Genomic DNA, 24,163 nt, shown 5'->3' with positions numbered 1-24,163 from the left:
CCGAATTCGAACGACTGCGGCACGCGGTGTCGCTTACTGGTAGGTGAAGGTCATGCTGGCGCTGGTGCTGACCAGACCGGCCGACGCTGGCGCCGTGGCGTAGTACTGGGCGGCCATGTTGGTGCTGCCCGAGCCGCTGGAGAGCGTAACTGCAGGAGCGTTGGCGTTGGTCTTGACGTTGATGGCGCTGCCGCTGGTGCCGCCGGCGAGCAGCTGCACTTCGACACTGCCGGCGCTGCCGGTGTTCGTGAGGTTGCCGTCGGTGGCGTTGTTGGCGCCGCCCGTGAAGCTCAGCTGTGCCTGGGTGGCGTTCTGGTCGCAGTTGCTGAGGTTGAGGGTAAAGGCGGTGGCGCCCGCGACCTTGCCGCTGGCGTTCAGGCTCGACGCCATGACGGGGGTCAGGGTCACGGTGTTGCCGGTGCCGCCGTTGACGGTGACCGTGCAGGTGTCCTGCAGCACCTTGCCGTTGATCTGGATGGTGCCGGTGTTGGGGGCGGCACTGGCGGCGGGCACGCAGGCCAGCGCACCGAGAGTGGCGACGAGGGCAGTGGAAAGCAGTTTCTTATTCATGGTGTTTCCTTGGACTTCCGGGATGTTGATGAAAAGGACAACAGCTTGTCGGTGTTCCATGGCGAACCCGTTGCGCAAACCATCCAGCAGACGACGCAAGCTGTTGGAAGAAGTTTGAGCAAGGAGCGGGCCAAAGCGTGACGCGGTGCTCACTTTACCTTTACGGGCGCAAGAATTTCGGGTTTGGCGTCGACCCGCCGTCGGGCATTTGGTCGCAATGCCAGCCATCCGTCTACTCTCTATATTGACGTTTTTTTCATCATTTTACCTTGCAACTCATTGATTATGAATTCCATTGAAGGTGAGGATGCGAGCCTTGGCGGTCCTGCGGCTGCATGAATGCCGGCTGGCTCGACTGTCAAAAAATGGGCTAGGAGGGATGCACGATCGTCCGTCATGGCGACCCTTCAGCGGCAGGTTACCTGCCCTTTCGCGTCGAAAAATGACCTCATGTCACTTGTTTGACGTGCCGTTCACGGACATGCCGGCTCTTTTGTAAAGCACACTTGACACCAGGAATGGCTACGCCTACGCTGCGTGTCAAGCAAGCTTTACATCAACAGGGAGGGGCACCATGCGCAACCATCGTTGGCTTTGTCGCGGCCTGGCAGCCGCCGCGCTTTGTCTGGCCGCTGATGCGGCAGTTTCCGCCACGGCGCCGGCCGAAACCGTCGGCACGCTGCAGGTGCAACGTTACGGCGACCATGGCCGCCCGGTGATCCTGATACCCGGACTGGAAGGTGGCCCGTGGGTGTGGCAGCAGACCATCGCCGGTCTCGAGAAGAATCACGTGGTGTACGCGGTGACGCTGGCGGGCTTCGACGGCGTGCCGGCGCCCGCGCCCGACGCGAAGGCCGGCACCCTGCTGGATCGCGCCGATGCCTCGCTGCTGCAATTGATCGAACGTAAGCACATCGACAAGCCGGTACTGGTGGGCCACAGCCTGGGCGGCACGCTGGCGCTGCGCTTCGCGGGCGAGCATGCGTCGCTGATCGCCGCCGTGGTGGCTGTGGACGGCTTGCCGATCCTTCCCGGCATGGAGCGCGCGAGCGCCGGGCAGCGCCAGGCGATGGCCGAGCGCACGCGCACGCAGATGGCCGCGATGACGCCGGCGCAGTTCCAGGCCGCGGCGCTGGGCTACATGCAGCACGTCGGCGTCGTTGACCCGAAGCTGGCCGAGCAGTACGCACCGCTGAACGCGCGCAGCGATGCCGCGGCCAGCGCCGAGTACATGGCCGAGGACACCGTCGCCGACTATCGCACCGGCCTGAAGCAGGCGAACGTGCCGATCTTGGAGATCTCGCCGTACTACGCATCGGACTTCAGCAAGCCGCCATTGCAGATCAGCGAGGCGCAGAAGGCCGCGTATTACCAGGGCCTGCTGGCGGATGCGCCGCACGCGAAGGTGGAATCGATCTCGCCCGCGCGGCATTTCGTGATGCTCGACCAGCCGGTGAAGTTCCAGCAGGCGCTGGACGGCTTCCTGGGTTCGCTGTGAGGAACGAGACATGCCACGCCTGACCAACAAGCGCTACCAGCAGCAGCTGATGCTGACCATGGCGGTCTACATGGCCGTGCTGCTGGGCGCCGGTTCGCTGATGCACGCCGTCACGAGCCTGCCGCTGAGGGCCTTGCTGGCGGTGGCGCCGGTAGTGCCGATGCTCTACGTGATCGCCTTGATGTGGCGGCGCATCCGCGACAGCGACGAGCTGGAGCAGCGCATGCACCTGGTGGCGCTGGGCGTGGCTGCCGCGCTGGTCTCCGCCCTCAGCATGGTGGGCGGCTTCCTCGCCGCCGACGGCGTGCTGGATCTGGGTGGCAGCGCGTTGATCTGGGTGTTCCCGGTGCTGATGTTCGGCTACGGCGCGGCCAGCCGATGGGTGGCGCGCCATTACGGCATCGACACCATGTGCAGCGGCGAGGGCGCCGAGTGGTTGCCGTGGTACTTCGTGGGCACCGGCGCGTTGATGGGACTGTTCGCACTGTACCTGTGGTGGCGCCACGACGAGCGCGGGGCAGGGTGGTTCGCGCTCACGGCCTGCCTGTTCGTGACGATGGCCGCATGGGCCTGGTGGCGCCGGGTGCGTGCGGATCGCCAGGCCCGGGAGGACTGACATGTTGCGCACATGGCCGGATCGCGCCAACGACTGGCGGCTGCGCATCCGTGCGCGCGACTTCGCGCGGCGCCAGCCGAACCGGTGCTTCGCATGAACAACCACGTGCGCGAACTGCGCGGCGGGCAGGGCTGGTCGCAGGCGGATCTCGCCGAGCGGCTGGAGGTGTCGCGGCAGACGGTCAACGCCATAGAGACCGGCAAGTACGACCCCAGCCTGCCGCTGGCCTTCAAGATCGCAAAACTGTTTGGACGTCCGATCGAATCCATCTTCGAACCAGGAAACGATGCATGAGCATGAACCAAAGGAAGCGCATGGGCGTTGTCGCGGCCGTGGCGGCCGCGATCATCGCGGCGAACCATGCCAGGCACCGGCCGCCGGAACACGAGGTGCCGCCGCCGGCGCCGGCCGCGGTTTCCGCGCAGGCGGAAGTGAAACCGGCGCCGCCGCGCACCTGGCGGCTCGGCAAGCTCACGCTCACCGCCTGCGACCTCGGCCAGCCGCATAGCGGCCTGAGCGCCGCGGCGTGGTGCGGCTCGCTGGAAGTGCCGGAGAACCGCGCCGCGCCGCAAGGCCGCAAGATCGCACTGAAGCTGGCGGTGCTGCGCTCCGGCGCGCAGGTGGCCAGACCCGACATGCTGGCTTTCCTCGCTGGCGGCCCGGGCCAGGCAGCCACCGATTACGCAGGGCAGATCGGCGCGATGCTGGAGCCGCTGCGCGCGCACCGCGACATCCTGCTGCTCGACCAGCGCGGCGTCGGCGGTTCCAACGCGCTGGACTGCAAGGCCGACGACAAGGCCGCGGCGGACGACGACACCGGCTTCGATCCCGCCAAGCTGCGCGCCGCGGCGGCGGACTGCCTGAAGCAGGTGCAGTCGCACGCCGATCCGCGCTACTACACCACCACCGACGCGGTGCAGGATCTGGACGACGTGCGCAAGGCGCTGGGCGTGCCGCAATTCGACCTGGTCGGCGTGTCCTACGGCACGCGCGTGGCGCAGCAGTACGCGATGCGCCACCCCGACGCGGTGCGCAGCATCGTGCTGGACAGCACGGTGCCGAACAGCGTGGTGCTGGGCGAGGACTTCGCGCAGAACCTCGACGATGCGCTGAAGGCACAGTTCGCGCGCTGCGCAGCCGACGCTGCCTGCAAGCAGCGCTTCGGCAACCCGTACCAGACGCTGATCCAGCTGCGCGACGCGCTGCGCGCGAACCCGCACCCGGTCAGCTTCCGCGACCCGCAGAGCTACCAGACCGTGCAGCGCGTGCTCAACGAGGATTCGCTGGTGGGCGTGGTGCGCATGTTCGCCTACTCGCCGGTCACCGCCGCGCTGCTGCCGCTGTCCATCGACGCGGCTGCGCACGGCGACGTGGGGCCGCTGCTGGGCCAGGCCAAGCTGCTCACCGTGGACATGGCCGACCTCGCCGGCAACGGCATGTCGTACTCGGTGATCTGCAGCGAGGACGCCGACCTGCTCGCCGCGCGCCCGCAGGACTCCGACACCCTGCTCGGCACGCACATGGTCGACGCCTACAAGGCGATCTGTTCCGTGTGGCCAAAGGGCGCGCGGCCGGCGGATTTCCACCAGCCGCTGAAGACCGGCAAGCCCGTGCTGCTGCTGGCCGGCCAGTACGACCCGGTCACGCCGCCGCGCTATGCCGACGAGGTGGCGAAGTACCTGACGGACGCGCGCGTGCTGCTGTTCAAGGGCCAGGGCCACAGCGTGCTGGCGACCGGCTGCGGGCCGCAGCTGGTGCAGCACTTCGTCGAGAAGCTCGATCCGAAAACCATGGACGCGAGCTGCCTCGATCGCCTGCAGCCGCAGCCCTTCTTCATCGACTTCAACGGAGCCACGCCATGAGCAAGCCTTACGTGCTGGCGAATGCCATGCTCTGGGCGGCCGCCATGCTTGCGGCTGCCGTGCTGAAAGCGCCGCATTTCCTCACCGTCATCCTGCTGCCGCTGCTGGCCACGTTGTCGACGCTCGCGGCACGCCAGGACATCTGCCTCAACCGGAGTGACCTCCCGTGATCGAAGTCAGGAACCTGCACAAGGCGTTCGGCGCGGTGAAGGCCGTGGACGGCGTCGGCTTCGCCGCGCGCGACGGCGAGATCACCGGCCTGCTCGGCCCCAACGGCGCCGGCAAGACCACCACGCTGCGCATGCTCTACACGCTGATGGAGCCGGACAGCGGCCAGGTGCTGGTGGACGGCATCGACGCCGCGGCCGATCCGCTGGCGGTGCGCCGCCGGCTCGGCGTGCTGCCGGATGCGCGCGGCCTGTACAAGCGGCTCACCGCGCGCGAGAACATCGAGTACTTCGCGCGCCTGCACGGCATCGACGAAGCCACGTTGCGGACGCGCCAAGGCGCGCTGGTCGATGCGCTGGAGATGCGCGACATCCTCGACCGCCGTACCGAGGGCTTCTCGCAGGGCCAGCGCGTGAAGACCGCGATCGCCCGCGCGCTGATCCACGACCCGCGCAACGTGATCCTCGACGAACCTACCAACGGCCTCGACGTGATGGCCACGCGCGGCCTGCGCCGCTTCATGCAGCAGCTGAAGGCGGAGGGCCGCTGCGTGCTGTTCTCCAGCCACATCATGCAGGAGGTGGCGGCGCTGTGCGACCGCATCGTGGTGATCGCGCACGGCCGCGTGGTGGCCGACGAAACGCCCGACGCGCTGCGCGCGCAGACCGGCGAAACCAACCTGGAGGAAGCCTTCGTGAAGATCATCGGAACCGACGAGGGCCTCGCCGCATGAGCGCCGTTGCCCCGAAGACCCGCAGCGGCGGCGCCGCGTTCGCCGTGTTCCTCAAGGAGGTGCGCGAGAACCTGCGCGACCGCCGCACCCTGATGAGCGCCTTCCTCACCGGTCCGCTGCTGGGGCCGCTGCTGTTCGTGATGCTCGTCAACATGCAGGTGAACATGCAGCTGGACAAGATCGACAAGCCGCTGCACGTGCCGGTAATCGGCGCGCAGTACGCGCCGCACCTGGTCGATGCACTGAAGGAGGGCGGCATCGTGCCGGATGCGCCGGTGGCCGACCCCGGCATGGCCGTGCGCAAGCAGGACGCCGACGTGGCGCTGCGCATCGCCGCCGACTACGGCAAGGCCTGGCGCAAGGGCGAGCCGGTGCAGGTGGAGATGTTCTACGACTCCTCGCGGCAGGACACGCGCAGCGCGGTGGATCGCGTGCAGAAGCTGGTGGAAACCTACGCCCGCCAGCAGGGCGCGATGCGGCTGGTGGCGCGTGGCCTGTCGCCGGGCACCGCGTGGCCGGTGCAGGTGGCGCGGCGCGACCAGGCCACGCCGCAGTCGCGCGCGGTGCTGATGTTTGCGATGCTGCCGTACTTCTTCGTGATCACCCTGTTCATGGGCGGCATGTACCTCGCCATCGACCTCACCGCGGGCGAGCGCGAGCGGCAGTCGCTGGAGCCGCTGTTCGCCAACCCGGTGGCGCGCTGGAAGATCCTCGTCGGCAAGCTCGCGGCGATCTGCGCGTTCTCGCTGGTCAGCCTGGCCATCACCCTGCTCGCGTTCGCGGTGGTGGGGCGCTTCATCCCCGCCGAGAAGTTGGGCATGGAGCTGGATCTCGGCTGGCATTTCGCTGGCTACGTGCTGCTGCTGATGCTGCCGCTGGTGCTGCTGCTGGCCTCGCTGCAGACCCTGGTGGCCGCGTTCGCCAAGAGCTACCGCGAGGCGCAGACCTACATCTCGCTGCTGATGATGGTGCCGCTGATCCCCAGCGCCCTGCTGGCCTTCCTGCCGGTCAAGGCGCAGGCATGGATGTACGGCGTGCCGCTGCTGGGCCAGAACCTCGGCATCATGCAGCAGCTGCGCGGCGACGGCATCGCGGCGGATCAGCTCGGGTTGTGCCTCGCCGGCACGCTGGCGGCGGCGCTGGTGGCGGTGGGCATCACCGCGCAGCTGTACCGCTCGGAGAAGCTGGCGATTTCGGGCTGAGCTTGCCCGGCAGCGGCCACGCCCTCGGGCGTGGCCGGCTCAGTGCGTGGCGTCGGGTTTGCCAGCCGGCGCCGGTTGCGCGGCATCGTCGCCCAGGGGGTGGAGAACGCCCACCGTGACCGTGCCATGCAGGTCGTCGAAGTCATTGTCGGCGCGATCCTGCAGGCTCTTGACCACGTTGAAGGCCGACTGGGGAAAGGGCGTGAAGCCGGCGACATAGGTGATGCCACCGCCCTGGGCGGCGGCGTATAGCGGGGCAATCTCCTGGTTGTAGCGGCGGATGGCGCGCTGGGCGGCCACCTTGTCGCCGTATTTGAGGCGAAGCTTCTTCCACAGCTCGCTGGCGGCCGCGATCTCCTGGGGCGAGCTTTGCAGGGTGGCCACGGTGTAGGCCTTCTGGAAATCCGGATTCTTCCTTTCGGCGGCCAACGCCAGCCAGGCGATGCCGAGCGGGCGGTTCATCGGTATGCCGGGGATGTCCCCGTGGAAATAGACCAGGCCCAGTTCGTACTGGGCGCTCTTGTTGGCCCAGTAGGCGGAATCGCGCAGCATGTCCAGGAACTGGCCGTAATGCTCCCTCTGCAGGTGGTAGGCCGCGCGGCACGCGTAATAGTCGCCCGGGAAAAAGTCTTCCAGGCCCGCCAGGCAATACTCGATCTTGGGTGCGGCTGCCGGAGCTGGCGCATCCGGTGTGGCAGCTGCCGTGGGCCGGATGGCGATGGTTGCCGTGATCAGCAGCGTGACAAGCGAGGCATGGCGTATACGCTTTTTCATGGCGATTCTTGGATGTGGATACGGATGTCAATAGAAGCGAAACGGCAGTCATGGTGCATGGTCGACCATGCCGTTCATGATGCCCTGAACGGTCGCGCCGCTGTTTGAATCCAATTGACGGCCTGTGCCAGTTCAGGCGTCTCGGGCGCGGCCCGTGTCACGGCTCGGCGTGGCGCAGCACCCATTGCGCCACCGCCTGCGGATGTTCCAGTTGCAGATGGTGGCCGCCGTCCATGCGCTCGACGGCCATGCGCGGCACGCAGGCAGCGCGCGCTTCCATCTGCGCCGCGGGCAGGTAGGAAGTGGCGGGTTGCGACAACAGGAGCGACGTGGGTGCCCCGATGCCGGCGAGCAGGGCATGGATCTGCGTTTCGGCCAGGCGGATCGCGGTGGGACGCACGAGGCGCGGATCGCTGCGCCATTGCCAGCCATCGCCGGTTTCGCGCAGGCCGCGTTCGATGATGGGGCGCGCGAGTTCCGCGGCCAGGCCGCTGGCGATGGCGCGCGCGCTGATGGCCTGCTCGACGTTGCGGAATGTGCGCAGCCCTTTTCCATCGGCGGGCGGCGTGGCCACTGCGTCGCGGTAGCGTTGCAGGGTGTGCGTGCCGTCGTCGCCCAGCGGGCCCAGCCCTTCGATCAGGTGCAGCCGTCCGATGCGCGCGGGCGCGGCCGCGGCGATCAGCGAGGCGATGCCGGCGCCCAGCGAGTGGCCGAGCAGGTGGCAGTGCGGCAGTTCCAGCGCATCGAGCGCGGCCAGCACGGCGCGCACGTGGTCGAGGTAGTGGTAGCTGGCGCCGGCGGTCAGGTGGCCGGAGTGGCCGTGGCCGGGCAGCTCCAGCGCGATCACGCGATAGCGCGGTGCGAGCCGCGGCGCCAGTGCGGCGAAGCTGGCGGCGTTGTCCAGCCAGCCGTGCAGGGCGACGAGCGGCGGCGCGGCGGGATCGCCCCATTCCAGCGCGGCCAGCGTGAGATGGGGCAGCGCGATGCGCCGTTCGCGGGGTGCGGTCATGCGTTGAACTTGTTCCTTGAGAAAGTCTTGGTTTTTGCTCGTCATCCCGGCGTAGGCCCACTGCTGTCCGGAATAATCTGGGGATGGTGTCGAAGGATGAAGGCCCGCGCCGCTTGCACGAAGCATTGCGAGAAGGCGACTTCATTTCCGATAACGACCACTATCTAGACTGTCATCCCGGCGAAGGCCGGGATCCAGTAGCGACCATGTTCGCTCAGGCCGCACGGCCACTGGATGACTCGCTTCGCTCGCCCCTTCGGGGCCGCCCTGCGGGCGTTCTGCGCGCTTCGCGCTTGTCCGGCCTGCGCCGGAATGACGAGCAAGAGCATTACGTCAGCTCACCCAGGCCAGCCTTGCAGGTGGCGGCGCGTGATCGCGGCGAGGCTGCGCACCTGTCCGGCGCCGTCGTTGAGCGCGGGGATGTAGCGCAGGTCGTCGCCGCCGGCCGCAACGAAGAAGTCGCGGTTCTGCATGGCGATCTCCTCCAGCGTCTCCAGGCAGTCCACCGCGAAGCCGGGGCAGGCCACGTCGAGCCGCTTCACGCCTTCGCCGGCGAGGCGGCGCACGGTGGCGTCGGTATAGGGTTCCAGCCAGCGTTCGCGGCCCACGCGGGACTGGAAGCTCAGCAGCAGTTGCGACTCGTCCAGCCGCAGCCGTTCGCGCAGCAGGCGCGCGGTGGCGCGGCATTGTTCCGCATACGGATCGCCGAGATGCGCGTAGCGCTCGGGGATGCCGTGGAAGGAGAGCAGCAGCCGTTCGCCGCGGCCGTGCCGGGCCCACCAGCCCTCGATACCTGCGGCCAGCGCCTCGATGTGGCCGGGATCGTCGTGGTAGTCGTTGACGAAGCGCAGCTCCGGCGGCCAGCGCAGCGATTTCATCGCGTCGGCCACCGCGTCGATCACCGAGCCGGTGGAGGTGGCGGAATACTGCGGATACAGCGGCAGTACTAGCAGGCGCCGCACGCCTTCGCGCTGCAATCGTTCGATGGTGGCGGCCACCGCCGGTTCGCCGTAGCGCATCGCCAGCGCCACGCGCACGTTCGCGCCCAATTCGTTTTGCAGGGCCTTCGCCAGCGCTTCGCTGCGCCAGCGCAGCGGGGAGCCCTGCGCATCCCAGATGCGCGCATAGGTGTGCGCGGAGCGCCGCGGGCGCACGCGCAGGATCACGCCGTGCAGGATCGGCCACCACTTCCAGCGCGGGTAGTCGATCACGCGTGGGTCGGACAGGAACTCGGCGAGGTACGGCCGTACCGCCTTCGCCGTGGGCGCGACGGGCGTGCCGAGGTTCACCAGCAGCACGGCTGTCTGAACGGATGCCGTGGCGTCGGGGTCGGAATGGCTGGCGGGGCCGGTATAGTGGTCGTGGCTGGGCATCGTGATGCTGGCGACAAGGCTGCCGCGAGTCTGCCACAAGCGCCCCGTTCCCATCCCTCGGCCCCACCCAACGACGGAGCTGACCATGTCCAAGAAGACATCCCTGTACCGCTTCATCCTGCTCGGCGCGGCCATGCTGCTGCCGGCGATGGCCGCGCACGCCGGCGACGATACGCCGCAGATGCGCGCGCAGGCCGCGGTGCGCGTGCTGAACGAGATCGAGCAGGCGCCGGACAAGGCCATCCCCAGCGATCTGCTCAAGGACGCGAAGGCGATCGCGGTGATCCCCGACGTGCTGAAGGTCGGCTTCGTGTTCGGCGGGCGGCGCGGCGAGGGGCTGATCTCGGTGAAAAGCCCGGACGGCACCTGGTCCAACCCCAGCTTCATTTCCTTCGGCGGCGGCAGCGTGGGCTTCCAGATCGGCGTGTCGTCCACCGACGTGATCCTGGTGTTCCGCACGCAGCGCGGCGTGGATTCCATCGTCAACGGCAAGTTCACCATCGGCGCCGATGCCTCGGCCGCGGCCGGCCCGGTAGGCCGCACCGCTTCGGCCGCCACCGACCAGCAGCTGAAGGCGGAGATCTACTCCTACTCGCGCGCACGCGGCCTGTTCGCCGGCGTGGCGCTGGACGGCTCGGTGCTGAAGATCGACTACGACGCCAATGCGGCGGTGTACGGCGCCGGCATCACGCCGCGGCGCATCTTCGAGGGCGGCGTGAGCAACGTGCCGCAGGAGGTGGTGAGGTTTCGCGACGCGCTGGAAGAGTACACTTCCAAGTAACCGCCCTGTGCGAAGATCGGCGCTTCGCGGGTGGAGCCGTTTCCGCCCCGAAGCGCCTCGAGGAACATCATGGGTTTTGACAGCATCTGGCACTGGATCATCGTGCTCGTTCTCGTGCTGCTGATCTTCGGCACCAAGAAGATCGGCAACATCGGCTCCGACCTCGGCAATGCCGTGCGCGGCTTCAAGAAGGCCATGCACGGCGAGGACGAGGAGAAGGCCAAGGAGTCGCAGCAGGCGAAGGAGCAGCTGCGCGCCGATCCGCCGGCCCCGCCGGCGAGCGCCAGCACGCAGGATCAGCGCGACTCGCACGAGTCGAAGTAAGCGCGGCCGGGTTTTGCGGCGATGATCGAGATCAGCCTCGGCAAGCTAGTGCTGCTCGCGCTCGTCGCGCTGATCGTGCTCGGCCCAGAGAAGCTGCCCGGCGCGGCGCGCACGGCGGGCGCGTTGCTGCGCCGCGTGCGCAGCGGCTGGGACAGCGTGCGCGCCGAGGTGGAGCGCGAGCTGGAAGTGGAAGAGATCAGGCGCGCCGCGCGCGAGGCCGCCGCGCGCGCCGAGGCTGCGCAGGCGGAGTTCAAGGACGCCGCGAAGGAAGTGAGCCAGCCGGTCGAGGAAGCGGCGGCGACGCTCAAGGCCACGGCATCGCCATCGCCGGGGCCGACCGGGCAGGCTGCGGCGGAAGGCGGGCCCGAAACGCAGCAGGAGCTGCCGCTGGGCGAGCCGCCGGCGGCACCGGCCGCGAAGGAGTCCGCGCATGGCGGCCATTGAACCCGACGATTCCGGCGACGACCTGCAGCAGGGCCTGTTCTCGCACCTGATCGAACTGCGCTCGCGCCTGCTCAAGGCCATCGCCTGCGTACTGCTGGTGCTGCTGGCGCTGGTGCCGTTCGCGAACAAGCTCTATTCGGAGCTGGCCGCGCCGCTGGTGGCGCGCCTGCCGCAGGGCGCGCACCTGATCGCCACCGAGGTGGCCAGTCCCTTCATCACGCCGCTGAAGCTGGCGTTCTACGCCGCGCTGTTCATCAGCATGCCGGTGATCCTCTACCAGCTGTGGGCCTTCGTCAGCCCGGGGCTGTACAAGCACGAGAAGCGCCTGGCGCGGCCGCTGCTGGTCGCCACCCTGGTGCTGTTCTACTGCGGCTGCGCGTTCGCGTACTTCCTGGTGCTGCCGGCGGCGTTCCGCTTCCTCACCGCGGTGACCCCCGCGGGCGTGGAGATGATGACCGACATCACGCATTACCTCGACTTCGTGATGCTGATGTTCTTCGCCTTCGGCCTGTGCTTCGAGGTGCCGGTGGCGGTGGTGATCCTCGCCGCGGTGGGCCTGGTGGACATCGCCAAGCTGCGCAACGCGCGGCGCTACGCCATCGTGGGCGCGTTCGCGGTGGCCGCGATCATCACGCCGCCGGACATCACCTCGATGATCATGCTGGCGATCCCGATGTGCCTGCTCTACGAGCTGGGCATCGTGGCGGTGCGCTGGCTGTTGCCGAAGAAGGCGACGGACTGAATCGCGCCCGGGAACCCATGATCTTGCCCGTCATCCCGGCGCAGGCCGGGATCCAGTGGCGATCAGGCTCGTTCAGGCCATGCCACCACTGGATCCCGGTCTGCGCCGGAATGACGAACCAGGGGAGAAACTGGCTGGTCGGATGTCCCTTACGGCTGCGTGGTTGAAGCGGCAGTCGCCGGTGCGGCAACCGTGGCCGCAGGCAACGGCTCCACCTTCGTGCCGTCGTCCGGCCGCCGCTTCAGTCCGCCCTGCTTGTAGAGGTCGCTGGCCACCTGGTAGTAGGCGATCGCGGTGTCCACCAGATCCTGCTTCACCGGCACCACGGGCGTGGCGTCGCCGGTGGCGAAGTCCGGCTTCAGCTGTTCGAGGCGCTTGCGCGGTTCGAGGATGGTCAGCGTGTCGCCGCGCACGTAGCCCAGCTTCTCGTAGGTGCCGGGCAGGGCGTGGCCTTGCCCCGGCGCTTCCTGGAACACGTCCTGGCCGAAGAAGCGCGAGCGGTAGCTGAAGTCGAGCAGGCCGAGCAGGGTGGGCGGGATGTCGAGCTGGCCCATCAGCTCCTCCACGCGCTGCGGCTTGAACTGCTTGGGCGCGTAGATCCACAGCGGGATGTGGTAGCGGTTGATCGGGATGCTGGTCTTGCCGGCGCTGGAGGCGCAGTGGTCGGCAGTGATCACGAACACGGTGTCGTCGAAGTACGGCCTGGTCTGCGCGCGCCTGATGAAGTCCCCGATCGACCAGTCGGTATAGGCCACCGCGCCCGGCCGCGACGGCGCCCTCCACTTCACCCGCCCCGCCGGATAGGTGTACGGACGATGGTTGGAGGTGGTCATGATGTGCAGGAAGAACGGCTTGCCGGCGGCGTGCGCCTCGTCCATCTGCTTCAGCGCCAGCGTGAAGAGATCCTCGTCGGCCACGCCCCACACGTTCTGGCTGTGGATGGGCGTGCCCGGCGCGATGGCGCTGCGATCCACCGTCTTGTAGCCGTTGTGGCTGAAGAAGTAGTTCATGTTGTCGAAGTAGCCGTAGCCGCCGTACACGAACTCCGACTCGTAGCCGCGTGTGTTGAAGATGCTGGCCAGCGAGAACAGATCCTCGTTGTTCTTCTCGCGCACCAGCGAATCGCCCGGCGTGGGCGGCACCGACAGCGACAGCGCCTCCAGCCCGCGCACGGTGCGCGTGCCGTTGGCGTAGAGGTTGTCGAAGAAGATGCTCTTGTGCACCAGCGAGTCGAGGAAGGGCGTCAGGCCCTGCTTGTTGCCGAAGGTGCCCAGGTAGTCGCCGGACAGGCTCTCCACGCTGATCAGCACCACGTTGAGGTGCTTCTCCGGCCCTGCCGCGCGGATCGCGCGGGTGAGGTCACGCGGATCGCTGCTGGTGAAGCTGGCGTTCGGCGCCTTGAGCTGCTCGTGCAGCAGCTTGAACGCTTCGTCGTCGGGCAGCGAGCGGTAGAACTTCTTGTAGTCGAGGTGGCTGCTGCGGAACGCGGCGAAGAACTGGTAGATGCCGTTGCCGGCCAGCTCGTTGACGTAGTTGTTGGCGGTGCGATCCTTCATCTCGCCGTTCACCCCGGCCACCGACACCACGGTGAGCAGCAGCCACACCAGCGGCACGCGGGCGCGCTGCCACAGCGTGCTGCCGTCGTCGCGCGCGCGCAGGCCGCGCCGGCTCAGCACGAAGGCCACCAGCGCCAGTACCACCAGCAGCGCCAGCCAGGTGCCTACGGGATAGGACTCGCGGATGTTGCCGATCACCTCGGTGGTGTAGACGAGGTAGTCCACCGCGATGAAGTTGAAGCGCGAGCTGAACTCGTTCCAGAACACCAGCTCCGACGCCGCCACGAACAGCAGGCCGTACAGCAGCGCCAGCCCGAGCACGTACAGCCCCCACTGCCCACTGGCGCGGTTGTACGCCAGCGCCGGCATCGGCAGGAAGAACAGGAACACCGCGAGGATCGGCCACGACTCGTGCACGTGCACGTGCCACAGCAGGAAGAACAGGCCCAGCGTGGCCGCGTACAGTGCCGCCATGCCGGCGAGGTAAAGCAGCCAGCGTCCGACGCCCGCCACCGGGGCGCGCCGCGTCGGCACCAGCCACAGGAACAGCACCATCGGCCAGGCCAGGTACACGAAGGTGATGAGGTCGTAGCCCAGGCCCACGCCGAACGCGTACAGCCAGTTCAGCGGATTCGGCGACACGTTGTGGCCCGACATCACCAGCAATGCGATGCGCGTGCAGAACGAGATCGCCAGGTAGGCGATGCCCAGCCACCACAGGGGACGGAAGCGCTGGCGCAGCGGAGACGAGGAGAACAGGGCGCGCGACACGGGCAGCTCCGGGCAGGTGGGAAAGACTAGCGCGCGTTATACACGCATGCCGCGCGCGGATTGCACAATTTTCGTTGCTGCCGCCCGGCAATGCCAGATACGCCCGTGCGCGCCGGCGCTTCGCCGGGATCGAGCCGGTACGCGTCTTGCGTCTACACTTCCGCCTTGAACGTGCGCCCAAGCGATGCGCCCGCGCCGCAGTAATGGCGGAACACGTAGAACAGCGGCCGGTAGCGGCGCGGGTCGATGTGCGAGGTGCCGGGCACCACGATGTCCGCGTGCGCATGCACTTCGCGCACCTCCAGCTCCAGCGTGAAATAGCCGCCGGCATCGCCGCGCCAGGCTTCCAGCGGGCGCTCGCCGGCATGCAGCAGGCACGCCTCCAGCTGCAATGGCGCCTCGGCGATGCGCGGCGCGTTCACGCGCAGCGACGGCAGCGCGTGCCAGCCGGCCAGCGCAAATTTGTCCGCTTCGTGGCGATAGTCGCGCTTCCATGCGGGCACGGGATCGGCGCCGCTGGTGGGCGCCAGCCGTTCCACCGCCTCGTGCATCGCCTCGCTGGCGAGGTTGAGCACGCACTCGCGTTCGCGCAGCAGGTTGGCCAGGCCCTGGCCGCCGCCGCTGAGACCTATCGTGACGCGGTCGGCCAGCGCCCATGCCGACGACATCGGCGTGATGTTGGCCGAGCCGTCCGGGTTGCGCGTGGTGATCAACACCACCGGCGTGCCGAAGTAGAGGATGGAGGGATGGATCCGCAGCGTGTCGGCGGCGTGGTGGATGTCCATGCCGGCAGTGTCGCGGGCATGCCCGCCCGATGTTTCGTCGCGCGACGAAACGGGCGCGCGTGGCGGCCACTACACTGCGCGCATGAGCCGCGCCGATCTGCCCAGCCGTTACCAACTGGCCGAATTCGGCGCCCTGCTGGCGGAACCGGCCCGCGCGGCGATGTTGCTGGCGTTGCTGGACGGCAGTGCGCGGCCGGCGGGCGAGCTTGCACGCACTGCCGGCGTGGGCGCGGCTACCGCCAGTGCGCACCTGAAGCGCCTGCTGGATGGCGGCCTGCTTGCCGTGCACGCGCAAGGCCGGCATCGCTATTACCGCCTTGCCGACGACGATGCGGCCGCATGGCTGGAGGCCATGGCGTTGCCGCGCGCGCCGCGCGTGCCGCGGCCGCAGGGCAGCGACCTCGCGCTGTGCCGTGCGCGCACCTGCTACCGGCATCTGGCCGGGCAGCTCGGCGTGGCGTTGTGCGAGGCATGGCTCGCTTGCGGCTGGCTGCGCGCCGACGGCAGCGGCCTGCATCTCGAAGCCGCAGGTGCGGAAGCGCTGGCGGCGAGCGGCCTGAACGATCCTCCATCGGATCGCCTGCTGCGGCTTGCCGGCCGGGGTTGCCTCGACTGGACGGAGCGCAAGCTGCATCTGGGCGGCCCGCTCGGCGTGGCGATCACCGGCGCCATGCTGGACGCCGGCTGGTTGCGCCGCAGCCAGCGCAGCCGGGCGCTGTTGCCCAGCGACGACGGCCTGCGCCGCCTTGCGCAACTCGGTATCCGGCTGGATTCGCCGGTGCATACGGATGCTTGAAACGCTTGCCTCGATTCAAATCGGAGGGGCGTAATCCAGGTTGCGGCTTTTTCAAGAACTTTCGATATCGACAATATATTACGTTTTCGAGCTGATGCCTTTTTCGCCGCACTGGGCTCGTTGCGGGGGATAATCCTGAAAAGCGTAGTTTTAATGGCAACCGGGTTGATCGAAATAAATTACGTATTGGCGTTGTTTCATGCGTTACCGGAATTCAAAATGAAAGCAATATGAATGATTAATGCGTCGCCGGTACACATTCCGGTTTCCTGATATTGACGCGTGTCAATTCCATTGCGTAGGTTCCAAGGGTTCGCCATGAGGAGTGTGGCGAACGGTTCCGAGCGGCTGCCGTGGGGGCGGGAGCCGTCGAGCAAAGCCCAGGGCTGGCCGTGAGAGGGATTCTCTACAGGGGAATGGCCGCCGCAGATGGGCGCTCGGGAATCGTCTGGCAAGCAGAAACCGTCGTCGCACACCAGTGCGGCATTCGTCTTTGCCACGGGGTCACGAGGCCGCGTCAGGCCCGTTTGCCCTGAAAAACCTGGGGAGTCATCCATGCATCATGTACGTCTGAAAGCCCTGGCCGCAGCCATCGCCCTGGCCGCGGCTTCTTCGGTGTGCGCCACTCCGGCCAGCACCGCCAGCGCGGCGCAGTTCTCCGTCGTGCGCCACGCCACCAGGCTGCATACCGGCGACCGCGTCATGGGCGCGCTGGACGTTGCGCATTCCATGCACGTCGCGGTGTCGCTGAAGCTGCGCAACAAGGCGCAGCTGGACGCGTTCGTCGCCAATCCGCACCATCCCAACCTCACCCCCGCGCAGTTCAACGCGATGTACGCGCCGACCGCGGCGCAGGCGCAGCAGGTGGCCAACTACCTGCGCCAGTCCGGCTTCAGCAACGTCACCATCGAGCCGAACCGCCAGCTGGTGACCGCCACCGGCCGCGCCGACAAGGCGGCTTCCGCCTTCCGCACCTCGCTGGTGCGCGTGCACACGCACGACGGGCGCGACGCCTACGCCACCTCCAGCGACGTGAAGATTCCCGCCTCGCTGCAGGGCATCGTGAACGAGGTGCTCGGCCTGCAGACCGTGCACACCTTCCACGTGCTGACGCCGGTGCAGGTCAACGCCACCAGCGGCACCGCCAGTGCGCACTCGCCGACCGACTTCGCCGCGATCTACAACGCGGGCAGCACGGCGACCGGTTCGACGATCAACGTCGGCGTGATCACCGAAGGCAGCATGACGAAGGTCAAGAGCGACTTCACCAAGTTCCTCGGCCAGCACACCAGCCTCGGCAGCATCCCGATGAACGTGGTGACGGTGGACGGCGGCAGCAGCGACACCAGCGGCGACGGCGAATGGGATCTGGACACCCAGGACATCGCCGGCATCGCGGGCGGCGTCAAGGCGTTCTATCTCTATACCACCTCCAGCCTCGACACCCAGCCGCTGGTGGACGACTTCAACAAGGCGGTCACCGACAACACGGTGCGCATCATCAACGTCTCGATCGGCGGTTGCGAGACCGGTTCGGAAACGAACGGCGCGGCCACCGGCGACAACATCTTCGAGCAGGCCGATGCGCAGGGCCAGACCTTCTCGATCTCCTCCGGCGACAGCGGCGCGGACGAGTGCGGCGACGGCGGCATCACGCCGAGCTGGCCGGCCGACTCGGAATACGTGGTGGCGGTGGGCGGCACCGAGCTGTACACCTCGGGCACCACCTGGACCAACGAGACGGTGTGGAACAACCTCTCCTCGAACGAAGGCGCGACCGGCGGCAGCCCCAGCACCTTCGAGCCGCAGCCGAGCTGGCAGAACGGCGTGGGCAAGAACGCGGGCAGCTCGTACCGCGGCCTGCCGGACGTGGCCTTCGACGCCAGCCCGGAAAGTGGCGCCAGCGTGATCGTGGACGGTTCCAGCGAGCAGATCGGCGGCACCAGCCTGGCCTCGCCGCTGTTCGTGGGCGTGTGGGCACGCACGCTGGCCACCAACTCCTCGCTGGGCTTCGCCGCGCCGCTGATCTACGCGGATGCCGCGTCGCACTACTCGACCGACTTCCACGACGTCACCTCGGGCAACAACGACGGCGAAACCGCCGCCACGGGCTGGGACTACACCACCGGCTTCGGCTCGATCAACATCGCCAACTTCGTGGCGAACGTCGCGGGCAGCGGCGGTGGCGGCGGCACGACCGGTTCGCCGGTGGCCAGCTTCACCGACACCGTGAGCGGGCTGTCGGTGAACTTCACCAACACCTCCACCGACACCGGCGGCACGATCAGCAGCTACTCGTGGAGCTTCGGCGACGGCAGCACCTCCACCTCGGCCAGCCCGAGCCACACCTACGCCTCGGCCGGCAGCTACACCGTGAGCCTCACGGTGACCGACAGCACCGGCGCCACCAACACCAAGACGGGCACGGTGACGGTCACTTCCAGCGGCGGTGGCGGCTCGCCGACCCAGCTGTTCGGCAACACCGGCTTCGAGAGCGGCGCGGCCTCGCCGTGGTCGATGAGCAGCGGCACCCTGTGCAGCAACAGCACCTGCTCGGGTGAAGTCGCCCATTCCGGTACCTGGTTCGCCTGGCTGGACGGCTACGGCTCGTCGCACACCGACACGCTGTCGCAGACCGTGACCATCCCGTCCGGCAAGACCTCGGCCACGCTGTCGTACTACCTGCACATCGACACGGATGAGAGCGGCTCGACGGCGTACGACAAGCTGACCGTGCAGGTGCTGAGCAGCGCCGGCAAGGTGCTCAAGACGCTGTCGACGTTCTCCAACGTCAATGCGGCCAGCGGCTACAGCGTGCATACGGCCGACCTGTCCGCGTACATCGGCCAGAAGGTGACGATCAAGTTCACCGGCAAGGAAGACAGCTCGCTGCAGACCTCGTTCGTGCTGGACGACCTGACCTTGAACGTGCAGTAAGTTCAAACCCTGGCGGCAGTTTCCGTAACTGCCGCCAGCGGTTCGGGATGCATGAAGCAGCGCATCCCGCTTGACCAGGAAGTCTGGAGGCCCGATCGGCGACGATCGGGCCTTTTCTTGCGCGCGTTCCGGCCGATCGCTTCATCGCGCCGACGCCGGCCGGCCGTGCATCGCGTGCAGTGCGCATGCGACCATGCGCGGATGACTTCGACACCTCCTGTTCGACTGGCCATCATCGGCGGCGGCCCGGCCGGGCTGATGGCGGCCGAGGCGGCCAGCGCCGCGGGGCTGGCGGTCGACCTGTACGACGCCATGGGCTCGGTGGGGCGGAAATTCCTGCTCGCCGGCAAGGGCGGGCTCAACCTCACCCACGGCGAACCGTTCGCGCGCTTCGTCGAGCGCTACGGCGAACGCCGCGAGGAGATCGCCCACTGGCTGCGCGCCTTCGACGCCGACGCGCTGCGCGACTGGGCGCGCGGGCTGGGCGTGGAGACCTTCGTCGGCAGCTCGGGCCGCGTGTTCCCTGCCGACATGAAGGCCGCGCCCTTGCTGCGCCGCTGGCTGCACCGCTTGCGCGCGTCGAGCGTGGGCTTCCACATGCATCACCGCTGGCAAGGCTGGCGCGACGACGGCGCATTGCGCTTCGCCACGCCGGAGGGCGAACGCATCGTTGTGGCCGATGCCGTGCTGCTGGCGCTGGGCGGCGCAAGCTGGCCCAGGCTCGGTTCCGACGGCGCGTGGGTGGCGCCGTTGCGCGGCGCCGGCGTCGACATCGCGCCGCTGCAAAGCGCCAACTGCGGTTTCGAGATCGCGTGGAGCGAACATCTGCGCACGCGCTTTGCCGGCGCGCCGCTGAAGTCGGTGGCGGCGCAGTGGATCGACCGCCATGGCGTCGCGCAATCGCGCCAGGGCGAATGCGTGCTCAGCGAATACGGCATCGAGGGCAGCCTGGTCTACGCCATCGGCGCCGACCTGCGCGAACGCATCGCGCGGGAGGGCGAAGCGGTGCTGCATCTCGACCTTGCGCCTGGCGTTGCGCAGGCCACATTGGCCGAACGTCTCGCCGCACCGCGCAGCAAGCATAGCCTCGGCGACTGGCTGCGCCGTCGCGCGCACCTGGATGCGGCGAAATGTGCGCTGGTGTTCGAGAATGCCGACAAGGCCACACTCGCCGATCCGGCCGTGCTTGCCGCACGCATCAAGGCGTTGCCTTTGACGCTGCGCGCGCCGCGCCCGCTGGCCGAGGCGATCAGCACCGCCGGCGGCGTGCGGCTGGAGGCGCTGGACGACGGCCTGATGCTGCGTGCGCGGCCCGGCGTGTTCTGCGCGGGCGAGATGCTGGACTGGGAGGCGCCCACCGGCGGCTACCTGCTCACCGCCTGCTTCGCCAGCGGCTTGCTGGCCGGGCGCGCTGCGGCGCATTGGCTGAAGCGACAAGTGGACTCTTGAATCCGCACCCGCCGAGCCGTGCCTCGATGTTCTCCCTCTCCCCTCCGGGGAAAGGGTTGGGGTGAGGGGCGGGTGCTTGCCATGAAACAGCCACAAGGGCTACCAAAGCTGCAAGCTCCTGCGCGCAGAAGCAAAGGTCAGAGCAGTGCTTGAGGTGTCCGATCCGCGCCGGAATGACGAGTGGGGAAGTTCCCGGTTTTCAGATACGGCAGGGCGCAGCCGCCACGCGCGTCCAGTCACCCCAGCGCCCGCACCCGGAAATTCCGCCCCTTGATGCGCCCCGCGCGCAGCCGTTCCAGCGCCTTGCTCGCCAGCGCGCGCGTGATCGCCACGTAGGCGCGGGTGGCGAACACGTCGATCTTGCCGATGTCCTTCGCCTCCAGTCCGGCGTCGCCGGTGAGCGCGCCGAGGATGTCGCCGGGACGCAGCTTGTCCTGGCGGCCGGCGTCGATCACCAGGGTCTTCATCGGAGCGAGGTTGAGCTGCTTGCCGCGTGGCGGCGACACGCGCAGCGGGTGCCAGGGCAGCGGATGGCCGAGCTGTTCCTCGATGTTCTTCGCCTTGGGCCGCTCGCGCGGCGTGACCAGGGTGATGGCGAGCCCGTTCTCGCCGGCGCGCCCGGTGCGGCCGACGCGGTGCGTGTGCGTGTCCGGGTCGTGCGCGATGTCATAGCTCAGCACCAGCGGCAGCGCCGCGATGTCCAGGCCGCGCGCGGCCACGTCGGTGGCGACCAGCACGCAGCAGCTGCGGTTGGCGAACTGCACCAGCACCTCGTCGCGGTCGCGCTGCTCCATGTCGCCGTGCAGGGCGAGCGCGGAGAAGCCGCGGCGATCCAGCTCCTGCGCCACGGCATCGACGTCCTTGCGCATGTTGCAGAACACCAGCGCGTGCTGCGCCTGTTCCGCGCTGAGCGTGCCCTTGCCCAGCAGTTGCGCCAGCGCGTCCAGCTTCTGCGCCGGCTCCACTTCGTGGAAGCGCTGCTCGATGGTGGTTTCCTCGTGTGGCGTTTCCACCGTCACTTCCACCGGCTCGCGCTGCAGGCGCTTGCTCACCTGACGGATCTCGTCGGCGTAGGTGGCCGAGAACAGCAGGGTCTGGTGGTGCTTGGCGATGCGCCCGACGATGTCATCGATAGCCTCGCTGAAACCCATGTCCAGCATGCGGTCGGCCTCATCCAGCACCAGCACCTGGATGCCGCCGCCGTGCAGGCTGCCGCGCTTCAGGTGTTCCTGCACGCGACCGGGCGTGCCGACCACGATGTGCGGATCGTGCGCAAGCGAGGCCAGCTGCGGCCCCAGCGGCATGCCGCCGCACAGGGTCAGCAGCTTCACGTTGGGGATGTTGGCGGCGAGCTTGCGGATCGCCTTGCTGACCTGGTCGGCCAGCTCGCGCGTGGGACACAGCACCAATGCCTGCAGGCGGATCGTCTCCACCTGCAGCGCCTGCAGCAGGGCGAGGCCGAACGCGGCGGTCTTGCCGCTGCCGGTCTGCGCCTGCGCGATCACGTCGCGGCCGGCCAGCATCGGCGGCAGGCTTTGCGCCTGCACCGGCGTCATTTCCGCATAGCCGAGGGTTTCGAGGCTGGCGAGCAGGGCGGGTTTGAGCAGGAGCGTGGCGAAGGCGGTCATGCGCCATGATCGCACGCTGCCCGCGCGGCGCGGCTTTATTCCGGTATCCGGATTTCAGTGTGGGTTTCGCCTGACCCCGCCGAAGCGCTCGGCTGGACACCGTGCGTAGGAATCTGCGCAAATCGATGTGACCGGAACGCGCTTCGTAGTGTGGAAGGCCCGTCCTGTCGTCGGCACAACAGCACTGCTCCTTGACGGCGATGTCACTCACGAATCGTGTCGCACGCGCTTGACCGAGGTTTTCTGCTGGAGACACTACGGGCAGGGGATGGTCAGCGAAGCGCCGCACCGGCGCTTCGCCTTCAGGGAGGACGCGCACGATGCGCCTGGGAAGGTCGATTTTTGTCGTGGCGCTGCTTGCTGCGGCACTGGCCGGTGGCCTCTGCCTCGCCGACTGGCTAGTCCTGTGGCTGCTGAAAGTGGATGCGCCACTGGCGTGGAATACCTGGCTGCGTTACTTCCAGGCCATCGACCTGCCGCAGGTCGCTCCCTATGCGATGAAGATCAAGCTGGCCGGCGGCCTCGGCCTCGGCTTCGGCCTGCCGCTGCTGGCGTGGCTGATCCTGCTGATTCCGCTGCTCAAGCCCAAGACCGAATCGCTGCATGGCGATGCCCGTTTCGCCGACCGGGGCGACCTCAGGAAAGCCGGTCTGCTCAAGCAGATGCCGCAGGGCATTCTCATCGGCAAATACCGCGGTCAGTACCTTTGGCTCAACGGCGCGCAGCACGTCATCTGCATCAGTCCGACCCGAAGCGGCAAGACGACGTCCATCGCTATTCCGGTGCTGTTGACCTACCAGCAATCGGTGGTCGTGCTCGACCTGAAGGGAGAGCTATTCAAGGCCACCAGCGGCAAGCGGCAAGCGATGGGCCAGGCCATCCACGTGTGGGCGCCGTATGACGAGGCGGGCCACACCCACCGCTTCAACCCCTTCACCCTGCTGGACGGCATGGATCCGGGCAAGCGTCTCGGCGAAATCCAGACCATCGCCGCCATCCTCTACCCGGACGAGCCGGGTAAAGATCCTTTCTGGACGTCCATGAGCCGCGCGGCATTCACCGCCTTTGCCTCGTACCTGTTCGAGGCGTGGGATCACTACCTGCAAGCCAGCAGCAAATTCGCCATGCCCGACGCGCTGCGGCCCGAGGCGAACACCGCCGACAACTTCCCCAGTTTCGAACGCATCCTGCGGTTCTCGTCCGGCTCGCCGGGGGAAAGCACCCGCGCGATGCTGCAACGGATCACCGCCGCGCCGAAGGACTCCCCCTGGCTCAGCCCGCAGACGCGCACCGCCTTCAGCAACCTCGCCGGTCTGGCCGAGCAAACGCAGTCGAGCGTGATTGCCACCATGCAGGCGCCGCTGCAGCAGTTCCTGAACCCGATCCTGGCGGCAGCCACCAACGCGACCGACATCGACATCCTCGCATTGCGCAAGCGGCCCACCACCCTGTACGTCAACATCCCCACCAACAAGCTGGACGAGTCGGGCAAGCTGCTCAACATCTTCTTCAGCAGCGTGATCGGCAACAACCTCGGCAAGCAACTGGGCGAAGAACCGGAGCTGAAGTACCAGGTACTGATGCTCATGGACGAATTCAGCGCCATGGGCCGGGTAGACGTGTGGGCCAAGCGCATCTCGATCTCGGCCAGTTACGGCGTGCGCGATCTGTGCATCGTGCAGAGCCGCTCGCAATTGCGCTCCGTATACGGCGACCACGACGCGCAGAACTTCATCACTAACCACGGCGCGCAGATCGTGTTCGCACCGCGCGAACAAGGGGACGCCAACGAATACAGCGAGATGCTCGGCTACAAGACGATCCGCAAGCGGCACCAGAGCCGGAGCAGCGGGGGCGGCCAAGGCTCCACGGTATCGGTCAACTACACCGAGGAGAGGCGCGCGTTGTTCCTGCCGCAGGAGATCAAGGAACTGCCGGGCGACGACGAGCTGATCTTCTACGAAGGCTGCAAGCCGATCCGGGCGAAGAAGAACTGGTTCTTCAAGGACAAGGCCTTCACCGCATGGACGAAGCTGCCGCCCGTGGTTATCGAACCACCGGCACGGCGGCTGGCCGCGGCCGATGCGATCCCGCCAACACCGCCACGCATGGCGACGCTGCTGGCGCGGTAGGTTGCATCCTGAC

The 24,163-nt window shown here is 67.7% G+C and carries 22 protein-coding genes; 15 read left to right on the top strand and 7 right to left on the bottom strand.

Annotated features, from left to right (window positions below):
• Positions 1–33: 33 nt before the first annotated feature.
• Positions 34–570, bottom strand: coding sequence for a fimbrial protein (locus tag ACZ5Z2_RS16215; protein WP_464759595.1), 537 nt, complete (start codon positions 568–570; stop codon positions 34–36).
• A 574-nt stretch (positions 571–1,144) separates the two neighbouring features.
• Here ACZ5Z2_RS16215 and ACZ5Z2_RS16210 point away from each other — a divergent pair.
• The 7 genes from ACZ5Z2_RS16210 (at position 1,145) to ACZ5Z2_RS16180 (ending at position 6,649) form a co-directional block, all read left to right on the top strand.
• The gene (locus tag ACZ5Z2_RS16210) at positions 1,145–2,068 is read left to right on the top strand and encodes an alpha/beta fold hydrolase (RefSeq protein ID WP_464759594.1); all 924 of its coding nucleotides are present in this window, start codon (positions 1,145–1,147) and stop codon (positions 2,066–2,068) included.
• 10 nt (positions 2,069–2,078) lie between these two features.
• Entirely contained in the window at positions 2,079–2,684 is a 606-nt protein-coding gene (locus tag ACZ5Z2_RS16205; protein WP_464759592.1) for a hypothetical protein, read from the top strand.
• Between the two features lie 93 nt (positions 2,685–2,777).
• Positions 2,778–2,978: a helix-turn-helix transcriptional regulator gene (locus tag ACZ5Z2_RS16200; RefSeq protein WP_464759591.1), complete on the top strand. Its 201-nt coding sequence runs from the start codon at positions 2,778–2,780 to the stop codon at positions 2,976–2,978.
• 2 nt (positions 2,979–2,980) lie between these two features.
• Positions 2,981–4,546 (top strand): alpha/beta hydrolase, encoded by a 1,566-nt coding sequence (locus ACZ5Z2_RS16195; RefSeq protein WP_464761731.1) that lies wholly within the window; start codon positions 2,981–2,983, stop codon positions 4,544–4,546.
• Complete coding sequence (locus tag ACZ5Z2_RS16190; protein ID WP_464759590.1) at positions 4,543–4,716, top strand: hypothetical protein; 174 nt, start codon at positions 4,543–4,545, stop codon at positions 4,714–4,716. Before ACZ5Z2_RS16195 ends, ACZ5Z2_RS16190 begins: the two co-directional genes overlap by 4 nt.
• A complete protein-coding gene (locus ACZ5Z2_RS16185; protein ID WP_464759589.1) occupies positions 4,713–5,447 on the top strand; it encodes an ABC transporter ATP-binding protein in 735 nt (244 codons plus the stop codon). The genes ACZ5Z2_RS16190 and ACZ5Z2_RS16185 overlap by 4 nt, the downstream gene beginning before the upstream one ends.
• Positions 5,444–6,649, top strand: coding sequence for an ABC transporter permease (locus tag ACZ5Z2_RS16180; protein WP_464759588.1), 1,206 nt, complete (start codon positions 5,444–5,446; stop codon positions 6,647–6,649). The genes ACZ5Z2_RS16185 and ACZ5Z2_RS16180 overlap by 4 nt, the downstream gene beginning before the upstream one ends.
• Before the next feature lie 39 nt (positions 6,650–6,688).
• Here the strand turns inward: ACZ5Z2_RS16180 and ACZ5Z2_RS16175 are convergent, their stop codons facing one another.
• The 3 genes from ACZ5Z2_RS16175 to hemH all read right to left on the bottom strand — a co-directional run bounded on the left by ACZ5Z2_RS16175 (position 6,689) and on the right by hemH (position 9,805).
• Positions 6,689–7,423, bottom strand: coding sequence for a hypothetical protein (locus ACZ5Z2_RS16175; RefSeq protein ID WP_464759587.1), 735 nt, complete (start codon positions 7,421–7,423; stop codon positions 6,689–6,691).
• 157 nt (positions 7,424–7,580) lie between these two features.
• Positions 7,581–8,432 (bottom strand): alpha/beta fold hydrolase, encoded by an 852-nt coding sequence (locus ACZ5Z2_RS16170; RefSeq protein WP_464759586.1) that lies wholly within the window; start codon positions 8,430–8,432, stop codon positions 7,581–7,583.
• Between the two features lie 338 nt (positions 8,433–8,770).
• Complete coding sequence (gene hemH, locus ACZ5Z2_RS16165; protein ID WP_464761730.1) at positions 8,771–9,805, bottom strand: ferrochelatase; 1,035 nt, start codon at positions 9,803–9,805, stop codon at positions 8,771–8,773.
• Positions 9,806–9,890: 85 nt separating this feature from the next.
• On the opposite strand from hemH, the gene ACZ5Z2_RS16160 reads away from it, so the two are divergent.
• The 4 genes from ACZ5Z2_RS16160 to tatC all read left to right on the top strand — a co-directional run bounded on the left by ACZ5Z2_RS16160 (position 9,891) and on the right by tatC (position 12,096).
• A complete protein-coding gene (locus ACZ5Z2_RS16160) occupies positions 9,891–10,586 on the top strand; it encodes a lipid-binding SYLF domain-containing protein (protein ID WP_464759585.1) in 696 nt (231 codons plus the stop codon).
• 69 nt (positions 10,587–10,655) lie between these two features.
• Complete coding sequence (gene tatA, locus ACZ5Z2_RS16155; RefSeq protein WP_464759584.1) at positions 10,656–10,910, top strand: Sec-independent protein translocase subunit TatA; 255 nt, start codon at positions 10,656–10,658, stop codon at positions 10,908–10,910.
• Between the two features lie 21 nt (positions 10,911–10,931).
• On the top strand, positions 10,932–11,354 hold the full coding sequence (tatB, locus tag ACZ5Z2_RS16150; RefSeq protein ID WP_464759583.1) for a Sec-independent protein translocase protein TatB: 423 nt from the start codon (positions 10,932–10,934) through the stop codon (positions 11,352–11,354).
• Complete coding sequence (gene tatC / locus ACZ5Z2_RS16145; protein ID WP_464759582.1) at positions 11,341–12,096, top strand: twin-arginine translocase subunit TatC; 756 nt, start codon at positions 11,341–11,343, stop codon at positions 12,094–12,096. The genes tatB and tatC overlap by 14 nt, the downstream gene beginning before the upstream one ends.
• Positions 12,097–12,245: 149 nt before the next feature.
• On the opposite strand, the gene ACZ5Z2_RS16140 is transcribed toward tatC, so the two are convergent.
• Both ACZ5Z2_RS16140 and ACZ5Z2_RS16135 read right to left on the bottom strand, forming a co-directional pair.
• Entirely contained in the window at positions 12,246–14,423 is a 2,178-nt protein-coding gene (locus ACZ5Z2_RS16140) for an LTA synthase family protein (protein WP_464759581.1), read from the bottom strand.
• 152 nt (positions 14,424–14,575) lie between these two features.
• A complete protein-coding gene (locus ACZ5Z2_RS16135; protein ID WP_464759580.1) occupies positions 14,576–15,208 on the bottom strand; it encodes a flavin reductase family protein in 633 nt (210 codons plus the stop codon).
• 82 nt (positions 15,209–15,290) lie between these two features.
• On the opposite strand from ACZ5Z2_RS16135, the gene ACZ5Z2_RS16130 reads away from it, so the two are divergent.
• The 3 genes from ACZ5Z2_RS16130 to ACZ5Z2_RS16120 all read left to right on the top strand — a co-directional run bounded on the left by ACZ5Z2_RS16130 (position 15,291) and on the right by ACZ5Z2_RS16120 (position 20,390).
• Positions 15,291–16,004: an ArsR/SmtB family transcription factor gene (locus tag ACZ5Z2_RS16130; protein WP_464759579.1), complete on the top strand. Its 714-nt coding sequence runs from the start codon at positions 15,291–15,293 to the stop codon at positions 16,002–16,004.
• 555 nt (positions 16,005–16,559) lie between these two features.
• Complete coding sequence (locus tag ACZ5Z2_RS16125) at positions 16,560–18,941, top strand: protease pro-enzyme activation domain-containing protein (RefSeq protein ID WP_464759578.1); 2,382 nt, start codon at positions 16,560–16,562, stop codon at positions 18,939–18,941.
• Between the two features lie 201 nt (positions 18,942–19,142).
• The gene (locus ACZ5Z2_RS16120; RefSeq protein WP_464759577.1) at positions 19,143–20,390 is read left to right on the top strand and encodes a TIGR03862 family flavoprotein; all 1,248 of its coding nucleotides are present in this window, start codon (positions 19,143–19,145) and stop codon (positions 20,388–20,390) included.
• Positions 20,391–20,626: 236 nt separating this feature from the next.
• Here ACZ5Z2_RS16120 and dbpA read toward each other — a convergent pair whose 3' ends face one another.
• Positions 20,627–22,018 carry an ATP-dependent RNA helicase DbpA gene (dbpA, locus tag ACZ5Z2_RS16115; RefSeq protein ID WP_464759576.1) on the bottom strand — a complete coding sequence of 464 codons (1,392 nt, stop codon included), beginning with the start codon at positions 22,016–22,018 and terminating at the stop codon, positions 20,627–20,629.
• A gap of 320 nt (positions 22,019–22,338) precedes the next feature.
• Here dbpA and ACZ5Z2_RS16110 point away from each other — a divergent pair, with 320 nt between their 5' ends.
• Positions 22,339–24,150: a type IV secretory system conjugative DNA transfer family protein gene (locus ACZ5Z2_RS16110; protein WP_464759575.1), complete on the top strand. Its 1,812-nt coding sequence runs from the start codon at positions 22,339–22,341 to the stop codon at positions 24,148–24,150.
• Positions 24,151–24,163: the final 13 nt, after the last annotated feature.

This window comes from Rhodanobacter sp. G1, from assembly GCF_055397855.1.
Note: the sequence above shows the minus strand (reverse complement) of the source record. Positions and strands in the feature narration are given on the sequence as shown.

Bases quoted from the DNA above. Each gene is read 5' to 3' on its own strand.
- ACZ5Z2_RS16215 (WP_464759595.1), bottom strand. From the start codon at position 570: ATGAATAAGAAACTGCTTTCCACTGCCCTCGTCGCCACTCTCGGTGCG.
- ACZ5Z2_RS16210 (WP_464759594.1), top strand. From the start codon at position 1,145: ATGCGCAACCATCGTTGGCTTTGTCGCGGCCTGGCAGCCGCCGCGCTT.
- ACZ5Z2_RS16205 (WP_464759592.1), top strand. From the start codon at position 2,079: ATGCCACGCCTGACCAACAAGCGCTACCAGCAGCAGCTGATGCTGACC.
- ACZ5Z2_RS16200 (WP_464759591.1), top strand. From the start codon at position 2,778: ATGAACAACCACGTGCGCGAACTGCGCGGCGGGCAGGGCTGGTCGCAG.
- ACZ5Z2_RS16195 (WP_464761731.1), top strand. From the start codon at position 2,981: ATGAACCAAAGGAAGCGCATGGGCGTTGTCGCGGCCGTGGCGGCCGCG.
- ACZ5Z2_RS16190 (WP_464759590.1), top strand. From the start codon at position 4,543: ATGAGCAAGCCTTACGTGCTGGCGAATGCCATGCTCTGGGCGGCCGCC.
- ACZ5Z2_RS16180 (WP_464759588.1), top strand. From the start codon at position 5,444: ATGAGCGCCGTTGCCCCGAAGACCCGCAGCGGCGGCGCCGCGTTCGCC.
- ACZ5Z2_RS16175 (WP_464759587.1), bottom strand. From the start codon at position 7,423: ATGAAAAAGCGTATACGCCATGCCTCGCTTGTCACGCTGCTGATCACG.
- ACZ5Z2_RS16170 (WP_464759586.1), bottom strand. From the start codon at position 8,432: ATGACCGCACCCCGCGAACGGCGCATCGCGCTGCCCCATCTCACGCTG.
- hemH (WP_464761730.1), bottom strand. From the start codon at position 9,805: ATGCCCAGCCACGACCACTATACCGGCCCCGCCAGCCATTCCGACCCC.
- ACZ5Z2_RS16160 (WP_464759585.1), top strand. From the start codon at position 9,891: ATGTCCAAGAAGACATCCCTGTACCGCTTCATCCTGCTCGGCGCGGCC.
- tatA (WP_464759584.1), top strand. From the start codon at position 10,656: ATGGGTTTTGACAGCATCTGGCACTGGATCATCGTGCTCGTTCTCGTG.
- tatB (WP_464759583.1), top strand. From the start codon at position 10,932: ATGATCGAGATCAGCCTCGGCAAGCTAGTGCTGCTCGCGCTCGTCGCG.
- tatC (WP_464759582.1), top strand. From the start codon at position 11,341: ATGGCGGCCATTGAACCCGACGATTCCGGCGACGACCTGCAGCAGGGC.
- ACZ5Z2_RS16135 (WP_464759580.1), bottom strand. From the start codon at position 15,208: ATGGACATCCACCACGCCGCCGACACGCTGCGGATCCATCCCTCCATC.
- ACZ5Z2_RS16130 (WP_464759579.1), top strand. From the start codon at position 15,291: ATGAGCCGCGCCGATCTGCCCAGCCGTTACCAACTGGCCGAATTCGGC.
- ACZ5Z2_RS16125 (WP_464759578.1), top strand. From the start codon at position 16,560: ATGCATCATGTACGTCTGAAAGCCCTGGCCGCAGCCATCGCCCTGGCC.
- ACZ5Z2_RS16120 (WP_464759577.1), top strand. From the start codon at position 19,143: ATGACTTCGACACCTCCTGTTCGACTGGCCATCATCGGCGGCGGCCCG.
- dbpA (WP_464759576.1), bottom strand. From the start codon at position 22,018: ATGACCGCCTTCGCCACGCTCCTGCTCAAACCCGCCCTGCTCGCCAGC.
- ACZ5Z2_RS16110 (WP_464759575.1), top strand. From the start codon at position 22,339: ATGCGCCTGGGAAGGTCGATTTTTGTCGTGGCGCTGCTTGCTGCGGCA.